Annotated in this window: 20 protein-coding genes and 1 tRNA gene; 8 read left to right on the top strand and 13 right to left on the bottom strand. The window is 66.6% G+C overall.

Annotation, left to right across the window (positions count from 1 at the left end; genetic code table 11):
* Nucleotides 1–30 precede the first annotated feature (30 nt).
* A complete protein-coding gene (locus AC3WT0_RS04530) occupies nt 31–663 on the top strand; it encodes an Npun_F0296 family exosortase-dependent surface protein (protein WP_492751802.1) in 633 nt (210 codons plus the stop codon).
* Between the two features lie 46 nt (nt 664–709).
* Here the strand turns inward: AC3WT0_RS04530 and AC3WT0_RS04525 are convergent, their stop codons facing one another.
* Nucleotides 710–904 carry a hypothetical protein gene (locus AC3WT0_RS04525; RefSeq protein WP_492751801.1) on the bottom strand — a complete coding sequence of 65 codons (195 nt, stop codon included), beginning with the start codon at nt 902–904 and terminating at the stop codon, nt 710–712.
* A gap of 88 nt (nt 905–992) precedes the next feature.
* Nucleotides 993–1,784 carry a c-type cytochrome gene (locus AC3WT0_RS04520; protein ID WP_492751800.1) on the bottom strand — a complete coding sequence of 264 codons (792 nt, stop codon included), beginning with the start codon at nt 1,782–1,784 and terminating at the stop codon, nt 993–995.
* A gap of 82 nt (nt 1,785–1,866) precedes the next feature.
* Here AC3WT0_RS04520 and recJ point away from each other — a divergent pair, with 82 nt between their 5' ends.
* Nucleotides 1,867–3,624, top strand: a complete 1,758-nt coding sequence (gene recJ / locus AC3WT0_RS04515) for a single-stranded-DNA-specific exonuclease RecJ (RefSeq protein WP_492751798.1) — start codon at nt 1,867–1,869, stop codon at nt 3,622–3,624.
* Between the two features lie 49 nt (nt 3,625–3,673).
* Nucleotides 3,674–3,748, top strand: a tRNA-Glu gene (locus AC3WT0_RS04510).
* Nucleotides 3,749–3,803: 55 nt separating this feature from the next.
* On the opposite strand, the gene AC3WT0_RS04505 is transcribed toward AC3WT0_RS04510, so the two are convergent.
* From AC3WT0_RS04505 to AC3WT0_RS04495, 3 genes are all read right to left on the bottom strand, one after another.
* Nucleotides 3,804–4,235: an acyl-CoA thioesterase gene (locus tag AC3WT0_RS04505; RefSeq protein WP_492751797.1), complete on the bottom strand. Its 432-nt coding sequence runs from the start codon at nt 4,233–4,235 to the stop codon at nt 3,804–3,806.
* Nucleotides 4,236–4,367: 132 nt separating this feature from the next.
* The gene (locus tag AC3WT0_RS04500) at nt 4,368–5,150 is read right to left on the bottom strand and encodes an SDR family NAD(P)-dependent oxidoreductase (protein ID WP_492751795.1); all 783 of its coding nucleotides are present in this window, start codon (nt 5,148–5,150) and stop codon (nt 4,368–4,370) included.
* Nucleotides 5,151–5,381: 231 nt separating this feature from the next.
* Entirely contained in the window at nt 5,382–6,551 is a 1,170-nt protein-coding gene (locus AC3WT0_RS04495; protein ID WP_492751793.1) for an acetyl-CoA C-acetyltransferase, read from the bottom strand.
* A 96-nt stretch (nt 6,552–6,647) separates the two neighbouring features.
* Between AC3WT0_RS04495 and AC3WT0_RS04490 the strand changes: the two genes are divergently transcribed.
* Entirely contained in the window at nt 6,648–7,313 is a 666-nt protein-coding gene (locus AC3WT0_RS04490; RefSeq protein ID WP_492751791.1) for a nitroreductase, read from the top strand.
* A gap of 63 nt (nt 7,314–7,376) precedes the next feature.
* The gene (locus tag AC3WT0_RS04485) at nt 7,377–8,495 is read left to right on the top strand and encodes a dipeptidase (RefSeq protein ID WP_492751790.1); all 1,119 of its coding nucleotides are present in this window, start codon (nt 7,377–7,379) and stop codon (nt 8,493–8,495) included.
* A 37-nt stretch (nt 8,496–8,532) separates the two neighbouring features.
* Here AC3WT0_RS04485 and AC3WT0_RS04480 read toward each other — a convergent pair whose 3' ends face one another.
* The 4 genes from AC3WT0_RS04480 to queF all read right to left on the bottom strand — a co-directional run bounded on the left by AC3WT0_RS04480 (nt 8,533) and on the right by queF (nt 10,993).
* Nucleotides 8,533–9,156, bottom strand: a complete 624-nt coding sequence (locus AC3WT0_RS04480) for a hypothetical protein (RefSeq protein ID WP_492751788.1) — start codon at nt 9,154–9,156, stop codon at nt 8,533–8,535.
* Entirely contained in the window at nt 9,153–9,851 is a 699-nt protein-coding gene (locus AC3WT0_RS04475; RefSeq protein ID WP_492751787.1) for a hypothetical protein, read from the bottom strand. Before AC3WT0_RS04475 ends, AC3WT0_RS04480 begins: the two co-directional genes overlap by 4 nt.
* Nucleotides 9,852–9,976: 125 nt before the next feature.
* Nucleotides 9,977–10,381 (bottom strand): acyl-CoA thioesterase, encoded by a 405-nt coding sequence (locus tag AC3WT0_RS04470; protein WP_492751785.1) that lies wholly within the window; start codon nt 10,379–10,381, stop codon nt 9,977–9,979.
* Between the two features lie 165 nt (nt 10,382–10,546).
* A complete protein-coding gene (gene queF, locus AC3WT0_RS04465; RefSeq protein ID WP_492751784.1) occupies nt 10,547–10,993 on the bottom strand; it encodes a preQ(1) synthase in 447 nt (148 codons plus the stop codon).
* 146 nt (nt 10,994–11,139) lie between these two features.
* On the opposite strand from queF, the gene sseA reads away from it, so the two are divergent.
* The 3 genes from sseA to AC3WT0_RS04450 all read left to right on the top strand — a co-directional run bounded on the left by sseA (nt 11,140) and on the right by AC3WT0_RS04450 (nt 14,106).
* On the top strand, nt 11,140–11,979 hold the full coding sequence (gene sseA, locus AC3WT0_RS04460; RefSeq protein WP_492751783.1) for a 3-mercaptopyruvate sulfurtransferase: 840 nt from the start codon (nt 11,140–11,142) through the stop codon (nt 11,977–11,979).
* Nucleotides 11,934–13,175 (top strand): cystathionine beta-lyase, encoded by a 1,242-nt coding sequence (gene metC / locus AC3WT0_RS04455; RefSeq protein ID WP_492751781.1) that lies wholly within the window; start codon nt 11,934–11,936, stop codon nt 13,173–13,175. The genes sseA and metC overlap by 46 nt, the downstream gene beginning before the upstream one ends.
* A 187-nt stretch (nt 13,176–13,362) precedes the next feature.
* Nucleotides 13,363–14,106: a TorF family putative porin gene (locus tag AC3WT0_RS04450; protein WP_492751779.1), complete on the top strand. Its 744-nt coding sequence runs from the start codon at nt 13,363–13,365 to the stop codon at nt 14,104–14,106.
* A gap of 148 nt (nt 14,107–14,254) precedes the next feature.
* On the opposite strand, the gene AC3WT0_RS04445 is transcribed toward AC3WT0_RS04450, so the two are convergent.
* Genes AC3WT0_RS04445 through AC3WT0_RS04430 form a run of 4 tightly spaced genes read right to left on the bottom strand, consistent with a single transcriptional unit; the run spans nt 14,255 to nt 19,042 of the window.
* Nucleotides 14,255–14,692: a DUF3035 domain-containing protein gene (locus AC3WT0_RS04445; protein ID WP_492751777.1), complete on the bottom strand. Its 438-nt coding sequence runs from the start codon at nt 14,690–14,692 to the stop codon at nt 14,255–14,257.
* The gene (gene lspA / locus AC3WT0_RS04440; protein ID WP_492751775.1) at nt 14,685–15,188 is read right to left on the bottom strand and encodes a signal peptidase II; all 504 of its coding nucleotides are present in this window, start codon (nt 15,186–15,188) and stop codon (nt 14,685–14,687) included. The genes AC3WT0_RS04445 and lspA overlap by 8 nt, the downstream gene beginning before the upstream one ends.
* Complete coding sequence (gene ileS / locus AC3WT0_RS04435; protein ID WP_492751774.1) at nt 15,181–18,087, bottom strand: isoleucine--tRNA ligase; 2,907 nt, start codon at nt 18,085–18,087, stop codon at nt 15,181–15,183. Before ileS ends, lspA begins: the two co-directional genes overlap by 8 nt.
* A gap of 13 nt (nt 18,088–18,100) precedes the next feature.
* A complete protein-coding gene (locus AC3WT0_RS04430; protein ID WP_492751772.1) occupies nt 18,101–19,042 on the bottom strand; it encodes a bifunctional riboflavin kinase/FAD synthetase in 942 nt (313 codons plus the stop codon).
* Between the last annotated feature and the right edge of the window lie 78 nt (nt 19,043–19,120).

The following is a 19,120-nucleotide window of genomic DNA, read 5'->3' as shown; positions in this document are numbered from 1 at the left end:
TGTGCCAGTATGCTTCGAGGGGAATGAAAAATGCTCAAGGCTCTTGTCGCGACCGCCTTGCTCGCCGGCACCGCCGGCGCTGCATCAGCGGCGACGTTCGTCTTCGTGCCCGGTTCGGATGCGCTTCTGCCGGGTGAATCGGTTGCCTACGACTTCAACAGTCCCAGTGCCGATGGTCTCGTCACCGGATCGGGCTTCGCCTTTCTGACCGGCTCGTCCGGGCAGGGCGCGTTGCCTGCCGCCGGCGACGGTACGCGTTATCTGTCAGTGCTGGGTGGCGGAAGCGCGAGCATCGCGTTCGCCGGTCCGCTCAGCAGCTTCAGCCTCGATATCGGTTCGGTCGACAGCTACAACACGATCATGTTGAGCTTCGCCGACGGCACGACGCAGAGCTTTACCGGCGCCGATCTGGTCGCGACGCCCGACGGCAACCAGACCGAGGACCGCACCAACGGCCGCTTCCGCTTCTTCGCCGATGCGGGGCAGACGATTGCCGGTATCACGCTGACTTCGGGCAGCAATTCGTTCGAGGTCGACAACATCGCGGTGACCTCGGCGGTGCCCGAGCCGGCGACCTGGGCGATGCTGTTCGGCGGCTTCGGTGCTGCGGGTCTGGCGCTGCGGGCGCGCCGCAAGCGGCAGGGTCAGCGCGTCCTCGCCTGACGATCTGATCTGATTGGCGTCCGCCGGCTGCAAATGCCGGCGGGCGTTATCGTGCCGGCGGCGCGCGGCGCAGCGTCGAACGAACCGGAATGCCCAGCATGTTGGCGCGCGTGCGCAGCGCTTCCTGCGTGCGGCCCATATCCTTGGCCATGGCGGGAAGCAGTTCGCCCCGCGCGCTGCGCTCGGCAAGTTCGGCATCGGCTTCCGGCGTCCAGCGCTGCCCATTATGTCGTGCGGCCATATGTCCCACTGCCTCCATTCCCACGGCGAAGGCTTGGCGCATCGCGCCTGAACCGGGCGCGAACCCCCCAGTCAGCAAATATGCAGCTTCAGCGGAGCAGCGCGGCGCGGGCGCGCAGATAGTCGCGCACGGCGTCGCGCTCGGCCACGGTGAAGTGGGAGAAGCGGCTGCGCGCCACCACTGACATCAATTCCATCTCGCGCCCGTTCGCGGCCCGGCCGCTGTTCATCAGCGTTGCGAACTGGGCGTCGTCATAAGCCGCGACGATGCGCAGATCGGGCGTGCTGAGCGTGCCCCTGCCGCCGTCCAACGCATGGCCGTGACATTCGGCGCAGGTGACGCTGGCGATGTAGCGGCCGCGCGCCGTTGCCGGCCCCGTGTCGATCGGAAGCGCGCGGCTGAACCAAGCGATCGCCACAGTCTCGTCGAAGAAAGTGCCGGCCTTGATCTCGGCACGCGCGCCGGGACCCATGACGATGCGCGGATGATCGACGCCGGCGGGCGGGACGGTGCGTAGATAGGCGATCAGATCGCGCATGTCGGCAGCCGAGAGACGCGCGAACATCCAGGATGGCATTTCCCACAGCACGCTGCCGTCAGGGCGCTTGCCCGTGCGCAGCATAGCCTCGATCTCGGCGTCGCTGGAGCGCGGCGCGAGGCGCGACAGGTTGGAGCTGAACTGGATCGCGAATTTCGGGTCCGTCTCCCATTCGTCGCCCGCCAGATCGGCGCGGTGGCAGCCCTTGCAGCCATAGATGGTCGCCAGATGTTCGCCGCGCCGCGCGGCAGCGCCATCGGGTCGCTCGCCGCGCCGGAGACTCGTCTGCACTGCCAGCGCGAAGCCAAGCAGAAGCAGCCCGATGAAAATCCATCGCCCCATGTCGCTACCCCCGTCGCCCAGAATAACCCAATCGGCGATGCTTGCCGATTCACTTTCCGTTCGCCGAGGTCTAGGGGGAGGGATGGCCGCCGCGCTCAACATCGCCCGATCGATTCTTGGCCAGCCCTGGCAATGGCGCGGCGGCGATGCGGCCGATCCGGATTTCCAGCCCGACGATCTCGTCACCCGCCTGCTGTTGACGCGTGGCTGCCCGCGCGACGCGATCGACGCGCACAAGGCGCCCAGCATCCGCGCCTTCATGCCCGATCCTTCCATCTTCCGCGACATGGACAAGGCGGCCGAACGGCTGGCCGACGCGGTCGAGGCGGGCGAGGCGGTGACGATCTTCGGCGACTATGATGTCGACGGGGCTACGTCGGCGGCGCTGCTCGTACGCCTGCTCAAGGCGTTGGGGCTGAGCCCGAAAGCCTATATCCCCGATCGGCTGATGGAAGGCTATGGCCCCTCGGGCGAGGCGCTGGTCCGCATTGCGGAGGGCGGCGCGCGGCTGATTGTCACCGTCGATTGCGGGGCACAGGCCTTCGATGCGCTCGCCATGGCGAAGGCGGCCGGCGTCGATGTCGTCGTCGTCGATCATCACAAATGCGCGACCGCGCTTCCCGAGGCGCTGGCGCTGGTCAACCCCAACCGGCTCGATGAGGATGAAGGCGCGGCGCACGGCCATCTCGCGGCGGTGGGCGTTGCCTTCCTGCTCGGCGCTGCCTTGCTGAGGACGCTCAGGGCGCGCGGTTATTTCTCCGGGCGCGAAGAGCCCCGGCTGCTCGACCTGCTCGATCTGGTCGCGCTTGGCACCGTAGCCGACGTCGCGGCGCTGCGCGGGCTCAACCGCGCTTTCGTGGCGCAGGGGCTGAAGGTGATGGCGGCGCGCCCCAACATCGGCATGGCAGCGCTGATCGATGCGTCGCGCCTCAGCCGGGCGCCGCTGTGCCACGATCTCGGCTTCGCGCTCGGGCCGCGCATCAACGCCGGCGGGCGCGTCGGCAAGTCCGATCTCGGCGTGCGGCTGCTGACCACCGAGGATCCCGAGGAAGCGCGCGCGATCGCCGCCGAGCTCGACCGGCTCAATGAGGAGCGCCGCGCGATCGAGGCGGCGGTGCAGGCCGAAGCAGAGGCCGCCGCCGATCGCCAGGGCAATCGCTCGGTGGCGCTGATCGCGGGCGAGGGCTGGCATCCCGGCGTGATCGGGATCGTCGCGGGACGGATCAAGGAAAAGCTCGGCCGGCCGGCGATCGTCGTCGCGCTCGACGAGGCGGGGATCGGCAAGGGATCGGGGCGTTCGATCGCGGGCGTCGATCTGGGCGCGGCGATCCTTGCGGCCAAGGATAGCGGATTGCTGATCGCCGGCGGCGGCCATGCGATGGCGGCGGGCGTGACCATTGCCGCCGATCGCATCGATGCGCTCGCCGAGTTTCTTGAGGAGCGGCTGGCCGCAGACGTGACGCGCGCGGAGGGCGAACGCGCGCTGCTGCTCGACGCCGTCGTGGCGCCCGGCGGGGTGGCGCCGTCGCTGGTCGAGGCGCTCGATGCCGGCGGACCATACGGCATGGGCTGGCCCGCGCCGCGCGTCGCGACGGGGCCGGTGCGAATCATCAAGGCGGATATCGTCGGCAGCGGGCATGTCCGTGCGATCGTGGCGGGCGACGACGGGCGCAGCCTCAAGACCGTCGCCTTCCGCGCGGCCGATAGCGCCCTGGGGCAGGCTTTGCTCGGCGCGCCGCGCGATCGGCGGCTGTGGCTGGCCGGGCGCGTGAAGATCGACGACTGGGGCGCAAGGCCCGCAGCGGAAATGCATCTCGATGATGCGGCCTGGGCCGATTGAGGCATTGACCGACCGGCCGGAAGCGAATAACGGCATCCGGCCTTCGCACGGCCCCTTCGTCTAGCGGTTAGGACGCGGCCCTTTCACGGCTGAAACACGGGTTCGATTCCCGTAGGGGTCACCATTTGCGACGCGATAGCCGGAGGGCGATCGCTCCGGCCGCGAATGGTGCGGCTTTCCTAGATTCGTTCGACTTTCGACGCTTCCAGCGCGGTGCGCAGATCGGTGTCGATCAGCCGCGAATGTTCGGGTCCACTGATCACGATCACGCTATCGCATGTCGCCACGCAGCGGCCCTGCTGGAAGGCGGCCGAATAGATGGTCCAGGATCGGTTGGCGATCTCGCCGATGCCGCTGGCGATCGTGATCTCGGCGGGGAAATAGGCTTCCTCAAGATAGTTGATGTTGACCGCGGCGGTCAACCAGCGCTGGTCGTCGCGCTTGTAGATGACGAGCGTGCGGTTGAAGCGGACGCGACCATTCTCGAACAAGGCCGCCATCGCGACATTGTTGATGTGATCGTGCGGATCGAGATCCTGATATCGCGTCGCCGTCGTATCCGAGAAGGGGTAGGTGCCGGGGCTCATCCGCCAGGCTTCCGGTTTCGACATTGGCGACTCCTTCTCGTCCGCCCGGCAAGAGGCGGGCGGGCAGGGATTTAGCGGATGGACGGGGTATGCGTCCAGCGAGGCGCGCGGGCCGTCTGTCGCCCCCTCCCCGCAGGCGGGAAGGGGAGCAAGGTCTTAGCGCGGGGCCATGCGGATCGCGCCGTCGAGGCGGACGTCCTCGCCGTTGAAATAGCCGCATTCGATCATGGTCATGGCGAGCTGGGCATATTCGTGCGGCTGGCCGAGGCGCTTGGGGAAGGGCACCGACGCGGCCAGCGCGTCGCGCACATTCTGCGGCGCGGCGGCGAGCAGCGGCGTGTCGAAGATGCCCGGCAGGATCGTGTTGATGCGGATGCCTTCGCCCATCAGGTCGCGCGCGACGGGAAGGGTGAGGCCGATCACGCCTGCCTTCGATGCCGAATAGGCCGCCTGACCAATCTGCCCATCCTCGCCCGCGACGCTGGCGGTGTTGACGATCGCGCCGCGCTCGCCGTCCTCGAGCGGATCGAGCGTCAGCATCCCCGCCGCCGACTTGGCGATGCAGCGGAAGGTGCCGACGAGGTTGATCTGGATGATCCAGTTGAAGGCATCGAGCGGGAAATGCTTGATGCTGCCATCCTCCTTCGAACGGCTGGCGGTCTTGATCGCATTGCCCGTACCCGCGCAGTTGACGAGGATGCGTTCCTGCCCGTGCGCCGCACGCGCCTTGGCGAAGCCGGCGTCGACGCTCTCGTCGCTGGTCACGTTCACTTCGCAGAACACGCCGCCGATTTCGTTCGCGACCTCGGTGCCCTTGCCTTCCTGAAGGTCGAAGATCGCGACCTTCACGCCCTTCGCCGCCAGCGCACGTGCCGTCGCCGCGCCCAGACCCGATGCGCCGCCGGTGACGACGGCCGATATGCTGGAATCAAGTTTCATCTGTCTCTCCGTTCGTCCCGAGCGAAGTCGAGGGACGTTGCTTATATGCCTGCGTGTCTCGACTTCGCTCGAGACGAATAGGTGAAGGAAACCGGCGCATGATGACGTCGTCTGAATCCGCTTTCGTCATTGCGGGCGAAGCGCGGCAATCCAGCGGGTGGTGCCAGGGTCTGGATTGCCGCGGGGCTTTGCCCCTCGCAATGACGGGCAAAGCCCCGCGGCCATCGTGACCTACAGCCGCTCGACGATCGTGACGTTGGCGATGCCGCCGCCTTCGCACATCGTCTGCAGGCCATAGCGGCCGCCATGGCGCTTGAGCGCGTTGATCAGCGTCGCCATCAGCTTGGTGCCCGACGCGCCGAGCGGATGGCCGAGCGCGATCGCGCCGCCATGGACGTTGAGCTTCGCCGGATCGCCGCCGACATGCTTGAGCCAGGCTAGGGGGACGGGCGCGAACGCCTCGTTCACCTCGTAAAGATCGATATCGTCGATCTTCAGCCCCGCGCGCTTCAGCGCCTTGTCGGTCGCGTAGAGCGGCTCTTCGAGCATCACCACCGGGTCGCCGCCGGTGACGGTGAGCGCATGGATGCGCCCGATGGGCGTCAGGCCATGATCCTTCAGCGCCTGTTCGGAAACGATCATCACCGCCGACGATCCGTCGCAGATCTGCGAGGCGTTGGCCGCCGAGATGACGCCGCCTTCGGCAAGCAGCTTGACCGAGGATATGCCTTCGATCGTCGCGTCGTGGCGGATTCCTTCGTCGCGGTTATGGATTTCCGCGCCTTCGGGCGTCTCGATCTGGAGACCCAGAATCTCGGCGTCGAAGGCGCCCGCCTGCGTCGCGGCCGACGCGCGGCGGTGGCTTTCGAGCGCGAAGGCGTCGAGCTCCTCGCGCGAGAAGCCGAACTTCTTCGCGATCATTTCCGCGCCCATGAACTGCGAGAACTGGATGCCGGGATAGCGCTCTTCCTGGCGCGGGCTCTTGGCCTTGCCGAGCCCCGCCTGCGCGAACAGCACGCCCGTCGACCCCATCGGCACGCGCGTCATCGATTCGACGCCGGCGGCGATCACCACGTCCTGCGTGCCCGAGAGCACGGCCTGCGCCGCGAACTGCATCGCCTGCTGCGAGGAGCCGCACTGGCGGTCGATGGTGACGGCGGGGACGCTTTCGGGAAGCCTGGAGGCGAGCACCGCGCCGCGCCCGACCTGAAAGCTCTGCTCGCCGCCCTGGCTGACGCAGCCCATGATGACGTCCTCGACCGCGGCGGGATCGATCCCCGTGCGATCGACCACCGCATCGAGCACCGCGCCCGCCATGTCGGCCGGGTGCCAACCCGCCAGCCTGCCGCCGCGCTTGCCGCCTGCGGTCCGCACCGCTTCCACGATATAGGCTTCGGCCATCTCCTGCTCCTTACGTAAAGGGAAATTGTTTTGGCCAGTCTTGCTGCAAGCGAAGGCGGGCGGCAAGGGGGATGGACGATCGGCGGGAGAAGCGCGATGGATGTGCGGGAAGCGGTGGCGGCAAGGCGTTCGGTGCGCGGTTTCCTCGACAAGCCGGTCGATCCGGCGCTGGTCGAGCGGCTGGCCCGGCTGGCGGCGCGGGCACCCTCTGGCGGCAATCTCCAGCCTTGGCATATCGATCTGGTGACCGGCGATTCGTTCGCCGAGCTGCGCGGCATCATGCGCGCGAAGCTGATGTCGGGCGTGGTCGAGCAACCGGCCTACGACATCTATCCCCCCGCGCTCGTCAGCCCCTGGCGCGACCGGCGCTTTGCCGTCGGCGAGGCGATGTATGCGCATATCGGCATCCCGCGCGACGACAAGGTGGCGCGGCGCATGTGGTTCGCGCGCAATTTCGACTTCTTCGGCGCGCCGATGGCGCTGTTCTGCACGGTCGACCGGCGGATGGGGCCACCGCAATGGTCCGACCTCGGCATGTATCTGCAGACGCTGATGCTCCTCCTCGTCGAGGAGGGGCTGGCAAGCTGCCCGCAGGAATGCTGGGCGGTCTATCCCGAGACCGTCGCCAGCTTCCTCCAAATGCCTGATGACCGCATGCTCTTCTGCGGCATGTCGATCGGCTATGAGGACCCCGCCGAGCCGGCAAACGCGCTGCGCACCGCGCGCGCGCCCGAGGCGGAATGGCTGCGCGTGATGGATTGACGACGGCTTGCGTCGAACGATGCGGTCGCGCAGTCTGGGCGTCGCATAACAAGGGGGAAGATCATGGATCGCCGCGACTGCCTTCGCCTGCTCGCATCCACGCCTTTCGCGCTTTCGGCCGTCGCCGGGCGCGCTGCGGTTCTCTCGGACAGACAATATGCCGACGCCATCGTGATTGACGGGCTGGGCGGCTTCTGGGATCCCTATGGCAAGTCCGAGGATGCGAAGATCTCGCCGCGCGCGCTTTCCGAGATGCGCGCATCGGGGCAGACGGCGTGCAGCATCACGATGAACGAAGTCGGCAATGCGCCCGACGTCTATGAAAAGACGATCGCCAATATCGGCGCCTATGATCAGGCGATCGCCGACAATGGCGAGACGCTGGTCAAGGTCCGCAGCGTCGACGACATTCGCGCGGCCAAGGCGAGCAAGCGCTTTGCGCTCATCTACAATGTCCAGGACACTTCATGGGCAGGGACGGACCTCGATCGCATCGCCACGCTCAAGGGACTGGGCGTGCGCACCGTCCAGCTCACCTACAATCTCCGCAACCTGTCGGGCGACGGCTGCCTCGAGCCCGCCAATGGCGGCCTGTCCAAGCTCGGCCGCGCGACGATCGCGCGGATCGAGAAGGAAAAGCTGCTGCTCGATCTCTCGCACGCCGGCCAGCGGACGGTTTCCGAAGGGCTGGCGGCGGCCACGCGCCCGCCGACGATCAGCCACACCGGCTGTCGCGCGCTCAACGACAATCCGCGCAACCAGTGGGATGCCGAGCTCAAGGCCTGCGCCGACAAGGGCGGCGTGGTCGGCATCTATTGGATGCCTTTCCTCGTCGCGAACGGCAAACCGACGGGGGCCGACCTGATCCGTCACATGAGCCATGCCGTGAACGTCTGCGGCGAGGATCATGTCGCCATCGGCACCGACGGCATCCTGTTCAAGACGGTGATCGACGACAAGGCGCGCGAGGCGCAGAAGAAATTCTTCGAGGATCGCAGCAAGGCGGGGATCGCCGCGCCGGGCGAGGGGGCGGACATCTTCAACATCGTCGCCGAATGGGACGATCATCTCCGCTTCCGCCACCTCGCCGACGGGCTGGCGGCGGCCGGCTGGAGCAGCGCGCGGATCGAGAAGGTCCTGGGGGCGAACCTGATGCGGCTCTATGGCGAGGTCTGGGGCTGATCGGCCCGGCTCTGCGTTCCTGCCGGCCGAAGTACGGTTATTGCGCGGAGGCGGCGCGCGCCTGAGCGATCAGATCGATGGCCGCCTCGCGGGTCACGATGCCCGTGTAGCGCGCGATATTGCCGCAGAAGCCGCCCACGCGCCCTTCGCGCTCGACCTGGGCCGTCAGGGGAATCGTCGCGGTCGATCCGTCCGCGCGCGCGAAGCGCGCCTCGGCCGTGATCCGCACGCGATTCTTGCAGATCGCCTCGAGGTCGTTCTTGCCCATGCACCGCAGGACGGTGGATCCGGAGAGGATGTGCAGGGTAAGCACGGGACGGTCGGCCGCGCCGCCGCCGGTGGGCGGCGCTTGATTGGCCGCTGTGGCGAGATCCCGGAGCAGCGACGAGACCGGGTTCTCGATGTGATAGGCCTGGCAATAGAGGCTCGCGACGATGACGCGATGATCTGCGACGGCGGGCGTTTCCAGCGCGATCGTTGCGCTGTCCGGGCCGGGTGGCTCCGCAAAGGGGCCAGCGATACCCTGATCCTCGGCCGCCGCCCGGATCGCCGCCATGTCGCTCAGGTAGACGACGCTGCGCGCCACCGCCGGTCCCGCCGCAAGCAGGGCGGCGGCGGCCAGCGCGCTATTGCGGAGGGGCCTGAGCGCCACCTGCTTCACTGGCCCGCGTCGCCGGTTTTGGAAGCTCCCTTATCGGTCGCCGGCGTTGCTTTCAGGCGCTTTTTCCAGTCCTTCTTGGTGCTGCCGGTCAGGATACGCGAGCTTTCGAGCGCGAATTCCTCAACGAGCTTTTCGCGGATGCCGTCGCCGCGCATGGCAAGGCCTGCGAGGCCGCCATGGCTGTTGACGACCTGAACATAGAAATTGCCGATCTGCTGCTGCGTGGCGGGATCGAGCACGACGACTTCGCCAGAGAGTTCGTCGCTGCTGCCGAGAAGCAGGGCCATGCCGGCATTGGCGGTCTTGATGTTCTCGACGGTGATACGGAGATTGACGGGTCTGCCGCCGCGTTCCGGCGTAAGCCCCCATTGGCGCGTCACGTCGCGCATGACGAGAGGCATCATCGTCGCAAAGGGCAGCGTCGCATATTGGTTTTGCGCCGGCGCCGGCGCATCTACGGTATAGGGCGCCAGTCCGGCCGCTGTCCGTTTTTCGCCCGCCTTGGTTTCCAGCTCGGTCATTTTCTTGGTCGCAGTGTCGGCGACGACGACCTCGACCTGGTCGACATAATTTTTGTCGACGAACTCAGGCGATAATTGTTCGATGATGGTGCGCTGCTTGGCGGCGGCCGGATCCAGGACGGTAGGCGAAAAAAGAGCGGCGGCAACGCCCGCCGCGCACAATAGCTTCTTCATGATGTTCCCCCGAAGGCCGGCATGCCGGTCCAACGGCGGACACTAGAGCGCGCCATCGGCCTGTCAACGGAACAGACGACGGCGAAACGAATATCGCGCCGACGAGGCGGTAAAGCCGGGCGGCCCTATTCGCCTCTGGGCCAGAAATGCGCGATCACGTCCTGCGCCAGCCGGGCCGGGCGGCGCGTGTCGGCGTCGAGGCAGCACCAGCTCGATTTCACTTCGGCCAGCACCTCCTCGCCGCGCTTGATCAGCGTTTCGTAGAAGGCGCGCGCGCCCTGCACCTTTTCCAGCACGACGGTGGCGATCACCTGATCGTCGAGGAAGGCGGGCTTGCGGTAAGTGATCTCATGCTTCAGCGCGACCCACAGATGCGCGGCCACCGCCTGCGGCGGCGCCAGCTTCTGCCAGTGCGCGATCACCGCTTCCTGCACCCATTTGAGATAGGAGGCATTGTTGACATGCCCCATGAAGTCGATGTCGCCGGGGGCGATCTCGATCGGATGGCTATGCGGAAGCGCGCGAGTCATCATTACTACTTACAATAATGTAATGAGCAAATTGTGACAGCGAAAAATCGCGCGCGCGTCACCGCGCCGCCGCCGTCATTGCGAGCGCAGCGAAGCAATCCAGTGCGATGTGTCCGGCATCCCTCTGGATTGCTTCGCTGCGCTCGCAATGGCGGCAGGAAGCTCTCACCCCCGGCCGCGATAGTTGGGCACGTCCTGCGGCGGCAGCCACAGGCCGGCCGGCGGTTCGCCCGATTGCCAGAAGACGTCGATCGGGATGCCGCCGCGCGGATACCAATAGCCGCCGATGCGCAGCCAGACCGGCTTCATCTCCGCGAACAGCCGCTCGCCGATGCCGACGGTGCAATCCTCGTGGAAGGCCGCGTGGTTGCGGAAACTTCCGAGAAACAGCTTCAACGACTTTGATTCGACGATGGTTTCAGCCGGCGCATAGTCGATCATCAGATGCGCGAAATCGGGCTGGCCGGTGACCGGGCAGAGCGAGGTGAATTCGGGCGCGGTGAAGCGCACCAGATAGGGCCGGCCCGGGCGCGGATTGGGGACATAATCGAGCACCGCTTCCTCGGGAGACGCGGGCAGGGGGCTTTGCTGGCCGAGATGGGTGATGGTCATGCGCGAGCCTCTAGCGCATTTCGGCGCGGCGCGGAAATGCGGGGTAACGCTCCCATCGCCCGCCCCGCCCTTTGGCCGTCTCGACGCCAGCCGCGCCGCCGACTAGGACATTGGAGAATCATATGTAGCGCGAAGGAGAGACTCGCATGGACCTGCTGGTGACGACGGAGTGGCTCGATAACGAGCTGGGCGCCTCGGATCTTCGCGTGGTGGATGCGACCTGGTTCCTCGACGCCGATCGCAAGGCATCCGCCGAATATGAGGCGGGGCATATCCCCGGCGCGGTGTTCATGGATCTGGACGAGCTGGCCGACAATACGACCGACCTGCCCAACATGTTGCCTCCGCCAGAAAAATTCGCCAGTCGCATGCAGTCGCTGGGCCTCGGCGACGGCAGCCGCATCGTCGTCTACGACGATTCGCCCTATCACACCGCGGCGCGCGCCTGGTGGATGCTCAAGACCTTCGGCGCGCACGACGTGGCGATCCTCGATGGCGGCATCGCGAAGTGGAAGGCCGAAGGCCGCGCGCTCGAGACGGGCAAGCCTGTGCTGCGCCACCGCCACTATACGGTCTGGTTCGACGACAAGGGCGTCCGCACGCTCGCGCAGATGAAGGCCAATATCGGCAGCAGGGCGGAACAGGTGCTCGATGCCCGCTCGGCCGATCGCTTCGCCGGCGACAAGCCCGAGACGCGCGCCGGCGTGCGCCCCGGCCACATCCCCGGATCGAGGAACATGCCCTATGAACTGGCCATCAACGCCGATGGCACGTGGAAGCAGGGCGACGCGCTCAAGGCCGAGTTCGAGGCGGCGGGCGTCGATCTCGATCGCGGCATCGTGACGACCTGCGGCTCGGGCATCACCGCATCGGTGCTGGCTTTCGGGCTGGCGCTGCTCGGCAAGAAGGATGTCGCGCTCTACGACGGTTCGTGGACCGAATGGGGCGGCGATCCCTCGACGCCGAAGGAACTCGGCGCAGCGTGAGCGGGCAGGGCGGCGACGGCGAAGACGATCGTCCGGCGACCAAGGCGGTCACCGCCGGGCGTCGCCCCGAATGGACGCAAGGGGTGGTCAACCCGCCGGTCTGGCGCGCATCGACCATCCTCTACGACAGCGTCGCGGACATGCGCGCGCGGCATCATGATACGCATGAGAAGCTCTATTATGGCCGGCGCGGCACGCCGACCCAATGGTCGCTCGCCGCCGCGCTGACCGAGCTTGAGCCGGGCGCGGAAGGCACGTTGCTTTACCCGTCCGGCGTCGCTGCGGTGATGAGTGCGCTGATGGCCGTCCTCCAGCCCGGCGACGAGCTTCTGATGGTCGACAGCGCCTATGAGCCGACGCGAGCCTTGTGTGACAAGCTGCTCAAATCGCACGGCATTGCCACGCGCTATTATGATCCGTTGATCGGCGGCGGCATCGCCGACCTGATCGGCGATCGGACGGCGGCGATCTTCATGGAAAGCCCGGGCAGCCTGACCTTCGAGGTTCAGGACGTGCCGGCGATCGTCGCGGCGGCGAAGGCGCGCGGCGTGGTGACGATCCTCGACAATACATGGGCGACGCCGCTCTATTTCTCCGCGATGGCGCATGGCGTCGATCTCTCGATTCTCGCCTGCACCAAATATGTCGTCGGCCATTCGGACGTGATGATCGGATCGGTCACCGCCGCGCCGGGCGTCTGGCAGAAGCTGCGCTCGATGACCTATCTGCTCGGCCAGTGCGTCAGCCCCGACGATGCCTGGCTGGCGGCGCGCGGCCTCAGGACGATGGCGGTGCGTCTTGCCCAGCATCAGGACGGCGCGATCAGGGTCGCGCGCTGGCTGCAGGGGCGGGCGGAGGTCGCGCGCGTGCTCCATCCCGCGCTGCCCGGCGATCCGGGGCATGCCTTGTGGTCGCGCGATTTCAGGGGGGCGTCGGGGCTGTTCTCGTTCGTCCTGAAAGGCGGGGACGATGCCGGTCGGACTGCATTGCTCGACGGTCTGCGCCTGTTCGGCCTCGGTTTCTCGTGGGGCGGCTATGAAAGCCTCGCCATTCCCTTCGATCCGCGGCCGATCCGCACCGCGACGCGCTGGCAGGCCGAAGGGCCGGCGATCCGGCTGCATATCGGCCTTGAGGACCCCGACGATCTGATCGCCGATCTGGAGGCCGGCCTCGCCCGTTTTGCGGCGACGCACTGATCCCTCACTGTTGCGACCGCGCAACAGCCTGTCGCAGCAAGGACATATCGCGACATTTTTGCGTTGTGCAGCGCAACGGATTCCGTCACATCCCTGTCATCGCGTCAATCCGCTCGACCCAATGAGGCCACAGAAGCGGAGACCGTGATGCAGGTGGGACGAACGCACATTCCAGGGAAGGAAGAATATGCGCACGTCCATCCAGGCCCTTTCGGGCCTATTCCTCGTTGCCTGCGCCGCTCCGGCGCTTGCCGACGATACCGCGCCGCCGCCGGCGTTCACGATCAACGGCAGCGCGACCTTGGTCTCCGACTATCGTTTCCGCGGCATTTCGCAGACCGACAAGCGCTTCGCGGTGCAGGGCGGCTTCAGCGTCTCGCACAAAAGCGGCTTCTACGCATCGGTCTGGGGTTCCTCGATCGACGACTATGTCGCCAATGGCAGCGATCAGGAAATCGACTTCATCGGCGGCTTCAAGAAGACGTTCAGCGGCACCACCGTCGATGTCGGCGTCCTCTATTATTACTATCCGGGCAGCCACGGCGCGAATACCGACTTCGTCGAGCCCTATGTGGCGGTTTCGCATACGTTTGGCCCGGCGACCGCGAAGATCACCGGCAATTACGCGCCAAAGGCGAAGGCGCTTTCGGTCGGCAACGGCAAGGAGGATAATTTCTACCTCGCCGGCGATTTCTCGCTTGCCGTTCCCAAGACGCCGATCGGCGTTTCGGCGCACATCGCCCACAGCTTCGGTCCCAGCTATCTGACGATCGGCAAGGGCTATACCGACTGGGGTCTCGGCGTGTCCTATACGTGGAAGGTGATGACCTTCGGCGTGAACTATGTCGACACCAACAAGTCGCTGTTCGTGCCCAGCGGGCGCAATGCGTCGAAGGCCGGCGTCGTCGGCTCGATCGGCGTAGCCTTCTGATCGCGACGGGTTTCAGCGCGAACGGAGCAGTCCGCCAGCGCTGAAATCACGACAGAAGAAAAAAGCCCGTTCCGGTTCGATCAGGACCGGGACGGGCTTTGATTTTTTGCCGCGCGCTCCCGCGAAAGCAGGAGCGCTCAGGCGGTCATTACGGCTTGGGCGAGGGGCCGGGCGCCGGGGCCGCGTTGGTCGCGGCGCGCGCATCCTGCCCGTCGCCCTCGGGCGCCGAGATGATGTCGCGCGTCACGGCGCCCTTGTCGACGGCATTGGTGCCCGGATCGGCGACGGCCGACCGGATGCCGGGATCGGCGACATCGGCACCGGCCTGAAGCAGCGCGGCGGTCTCGCCGGCGCTGCGCTGGGCGGGGCCGCCGAACATCGCGGTCAGCGCCTGCGTGCTCGAATCGGCTTCCTGCGGGCGCGGCGCGCCGGGCGAAGGCGGGGCGAGCGCGAAATCGGGGGGCACGACGAGCGGCGCGCGACGCGCCACCGCGAACTCGTCCGGCCCGCGGCGGTTGAACAGGCCGCTCGAACAGCCGCCAAGCGCTACGGCGAGGATCAGGGACGCCGGAACAGCCTTACGCATTCGCATTCTCCGAAACAGACTTCTTGTCGCGCACGAACAGGGCGCGGCCGAGCAGGATGAGGACACCGATGGTAATCGCCGCGTCGCCCAGATTGAAGACCAAAAAGGGGCGCCACGCACCGAAGTGCAGATCGGCATAGTCGATGACATGGCCGAAGCGGATGCGATCGGTGATGTTGCCGAGCGCGCCGCCGAGGACGAGGCCGAGCGCGATCACGTCCGCCCGGCTCTTCTCGCGCCACATCCACACCAGCACGGCAAGGCTGATCGCGGCAGTGAGCGCCACGAGCAGCCAGCGCGAAAGATTGCTGTCGGCGGTGAGGAAGCCCATCGACACGCCGTAATTCTCCACCCAGGTCAGGTTGAAGATCGGCAATATGTAGATGCTCAGCACGTCCTTCAGCGCGAGCGGGCCGGTGACCGCATATTTGACGCCCTGATCGGCCGCGAAGACGATCGCGGCGGCGACGAGGCCGATCGCGCGGGGATTAGCCATTGACCACCTCCGCGCAGCGATCACAAAGCTCGCCGTCGGTCTTGACCTCGGGCATATGGCGCCAGCAGCGGCCGCACTTCTCGCGCTCAGTGCGTGCGACGGTGATCGCATCGGCCGCGCCGACCTTCGAGACGATGAACAATTCTTCCAGATCGATGCCGTCGTGCGCGCCGGGCACGGTCACTTCGGCCTCAAGGCTCGATCGGATGATCTTGTCGCGACGATAGGGCTCGATCGCTTCGGTCACCTGCGAGCGGAGCAGCCGCAGCGCGGTCCACTTGTCGCCTAGCGCCTCATTGGTCCATCCGGCGTCGATCGTCGGCCATTCCTCGAAATGGATCGATCCTTCGTCGCTGGGGTAGCGGCTCTGCCACACTTCCTCGGCGGTGAAGGCGAGGATCGGCGCGGCGTAGCGGACGAGCGCATGGAACAGCGTGTCGAGCACGGTGCGATAGGCGCGGCGCTTCACGTCGCCGGGCGCGTCGCAATAGAGGCTGTCCTTGCGGATATCGAAGAAGAAGGCGCTCAGGTCATCGTTGGCGAAATCGGTCAGCGCGCGGATATAGCGGTTGAACTCGTAATTCTCTGCCGCCTGCCGCAGATCGGCGTCCAGCCGCGCGAGCATGTGAAGCACGTAGCGCTCCAGCTCGGGCATGTCGGCCACCGCGACGCGCTCGGCATCGGTGAAGCCGTCGAGCGCGCCGAGCAGGTAGCGGAAGCTGTTCCTGAGCTTGCGATAGGCGTCCGAGGTGCCGGCCAGCACTTCCTTGCCGATGCGGACATCCTCGAAATAATCGGTCGAGGCCACCCACATGCGCAGGATGTCGGCGCCGCTCTCGCCGATCACTTTCAGCGGATCGACGACATTGCCGAGCGACTTGGACATTTTGCGGCCCTGCCCGTCGAGCGCGAAGCCGTGGGTGAGCACGGCGTCATAGGGCGCGCGGCCGCGCGTGCCGCTCGATTCGAGCAACGAGGACTGGAACCAGCCGCGATGCTGGTCCGATCCCTCGAGATAGAGGTTGGCGCGGACGCCCTCGCCATAGCGCGCCTCGATCACGAAGGCGTGGGTCGATCCACTGTCGAACCACACGTCGAGAATGTCGGTGACGACCTCATAGTCGGCCAGATCATAGGCCGGCCCGAGGATCGCCTGATGATCGCCGGTGAACCAGGCGTCGGCGCCGCCGGCCTTGAACGCATCGACGATGCGCGCGTTGACCGCGGCGTCGCGCAGATAATGGCCCGTCTTGCGATTGACGTAGAGCGCGATCGGCACGCCCCAGGCGCGCTGGCGGCTGATCACCCAGTCGGGGCGGCCGGCGACCATCGCATGGATGCGGTTGCGCGATTTCTCGGGCACCCAGCGCGTATGCTCGATCGCGTCGAGCGCGATCTCGCGCAGCGTCGCGCCATTGCCCATCGGGGCGATGCTCGCGCCGGTCGCGCTTTCCTCGCTGCCATGGCTGATCGGCGGCGGCGTCGCGCGGTCCATCGGGATGAACCATTGCGGCGTCGCGCGGAAGATCACCTTGGCCTTGGACCGCCAGCTATGCGGATAGCTGTGCCTGTAATCGGCGCTGGCCGCGAGCAGCGCGCCGACGTCGCTAAGGTCGCTGCAGATCGGGCCGTCGGGCGCGTTGAACTTGGGATTGATCACCGATCCCTGGCCGCCGAGCCAGCCCCAGTCGGCGCGATACTTGCCGTCGCCCTCGACCGCGAAGACCGGATCGATGCCGTTCGCCTTGCACAGCTCGAAATCGTCCTCGCCATGGTCCGGCGCCATGTGGACGAGGCCGGTACCGGCATCGGTGGTGACGAAATCGCCAGCGAGGAGCGGACGGGGCTTGGCGAAGAAGCCGCCGAGATGATGCATCGGGTGCCGCACGACAGTCCCGGCGAGGTCGGAGCCTTTGCCGATGATCGTCCACTCCGCAGCCGGCAGGAAGACGTGCTCAGACGAACCGTCGTCGGCTTTCTCCAGTTCGCGCCGCCAGCGATCCAATAGCTGTACGACAAGAGGCTCGGCGATCAGGATCGCGCGGCCCTCATGCTCGGCAAGAGGCTGCCCTTCCCTGAACTCGCCGCGCTTGTGCGTGTGCAGGTTCAGTGTGACCAGCGCATACTCAACCTCCGGCCCATAGGCGATCGCTTGGTTGACAGGGATCGTCCACGGCGTCGTCGTCCAGATCACCGCATAAGCGCCGACCAGCTCGGGGATCGGGCTCTCCACAATCTCGAACGCCACGTCGATCTGCGTCGAGGTGATGTCCTCATATTCGACTTCGGCTTCGGCGAGCGCGGTCTTCTCGACCGGCGACCACATCACCGGCTTCGCGCCGCGATAAAGCTGGCCGCTCTCGGCGAATTTCAGCAGCTCGCCGGCGATCGCGGCTTCGGCCTCATATTTCATCGTCAGATAGGGATCGGCCCAGTCGCCCATCACGCCAAGACGCTTGAACTGCTCGCGCTGGATGTCGACCCACTTCTCGGCATAGGCGCGGCATTCGGCGCGGAACTCGGCGGCGGGAACGTCGTCCTTGTTCAGCTTTTTCGCGCGATACTGTTCCTCGATCTTCCATTCGATCGGCAGGCCGTGGCAATCCCAGCCCGGAACATAGGGCGCGTCCTTGCCGAGCAGCGACTGGCTGCGGACGATGATGTCCTTCAGCACCTTGTTCATCGCATGGCCCATATGGATGTCGCCATTGGCGTAGGGCGGGCCGTCGTGAAGGATGAAGCGCTCGCGCCCCGCGCGCTGCTCGCGCAGCCGCTGGTAAAGGCCGATCTTCTCCCACCGTTCCAGAATCGCCGGTTCCTTGGCGGCAAGGCCGGCCTTCATGGGGAACTCGGTCTTCGGCAGGAAGACGGTGTCTCGATAGTCTGGTGCGTCGCTCATGAGGCTTCGGCGCTTAGGCGAGGCGCGGGCGCTCCGCAAGGATTTGCGCGGCATCGGCGCAATCCTGCGCGATCTGCTCTTTCAGCGCGTCGAGGCTATCGAACTTCGTCTCGGGGCGGAGAAAGTGGTGCAGCTCCACTTCGATCCGCTGGTCATAGAGATCGCCCGAGAAATCGAAGAAATAGGGCTCGAGCAGCTCCTTGGGCGGATCGAAGGTCGGGCGGATGCCGAGGCTCGCCGCGCCGTCGAGCAATCGGCCGTCGGGCAGGCGGCCCCTGACCGCATAGACGCCGTAGCGCGGGCGCAGATAGGGGCCGAGCGCGATGTTCGCGGTGGGATAGCCGATGGTCCGGCCCAGCGCGTCGCCATGCTGGACGATGCCTTCGATCGCGAAGGGGCGGGTGAGGAGGCGCGTCGCCGTCTCGCAGTCGCCGGCCTCCAGCGCCTCGCGGATGCGGCTGGAGGATATGGTCTCGCCCCCCGCCGCGACGGGCGCCACCGTCTCGACCAGCAACTGATAGTCGCGCCCCAGTTCGGCGAGGACGCGCGTGTTGCCGTCGCGGCCCTTGCCGAAGGTGAAATCCTCGCCGGTGACGACGCCCGCCGCGCCGATCGCCTGGATCAGCCGTTCGGTCACGAATTCGCGTGCGCTCAGCCCGGCCAGTTCGGCGTCGAAGCGGAAGACGATCATCGCGTCGGCCCCGGCGGCGGCGAACAGCCGCTCGCGCTGGTCGAGCGTGGTCAGCCGGAAGGGCGGGGCATCGGGCTTGAAGAAGCGCACGGGATGCGGGTCGAAGGTCGCGACCAGCACGGGGCGATGCTCGGCGCGCGCCATCGCCACGGCGCGCCCGACCACGGCCTGATGGCCGAGATGAAATCCGTCGAAATTGCCGAGCGCGACGATCCCGCCACGCAGATGCGAAGGGACCGGCGCGGCTCCGTCGAGGCGCTCCATGCGCGCGCTATAATCGGTGCTGCGCGGGAATCCATCCCTCGCGTGCCGCTTCGTCATTGCGAGCGAAGCGCGGCAATC

This window comes from Sphingomonas sp. EU05-FHT14C10, from assembly GCF_058790595.1.
The sequence above is the reverse complement of the archived record's forward strand: the minus strand, read 5'-3'. Positions and strand labels throughout refer to the sequence as shown.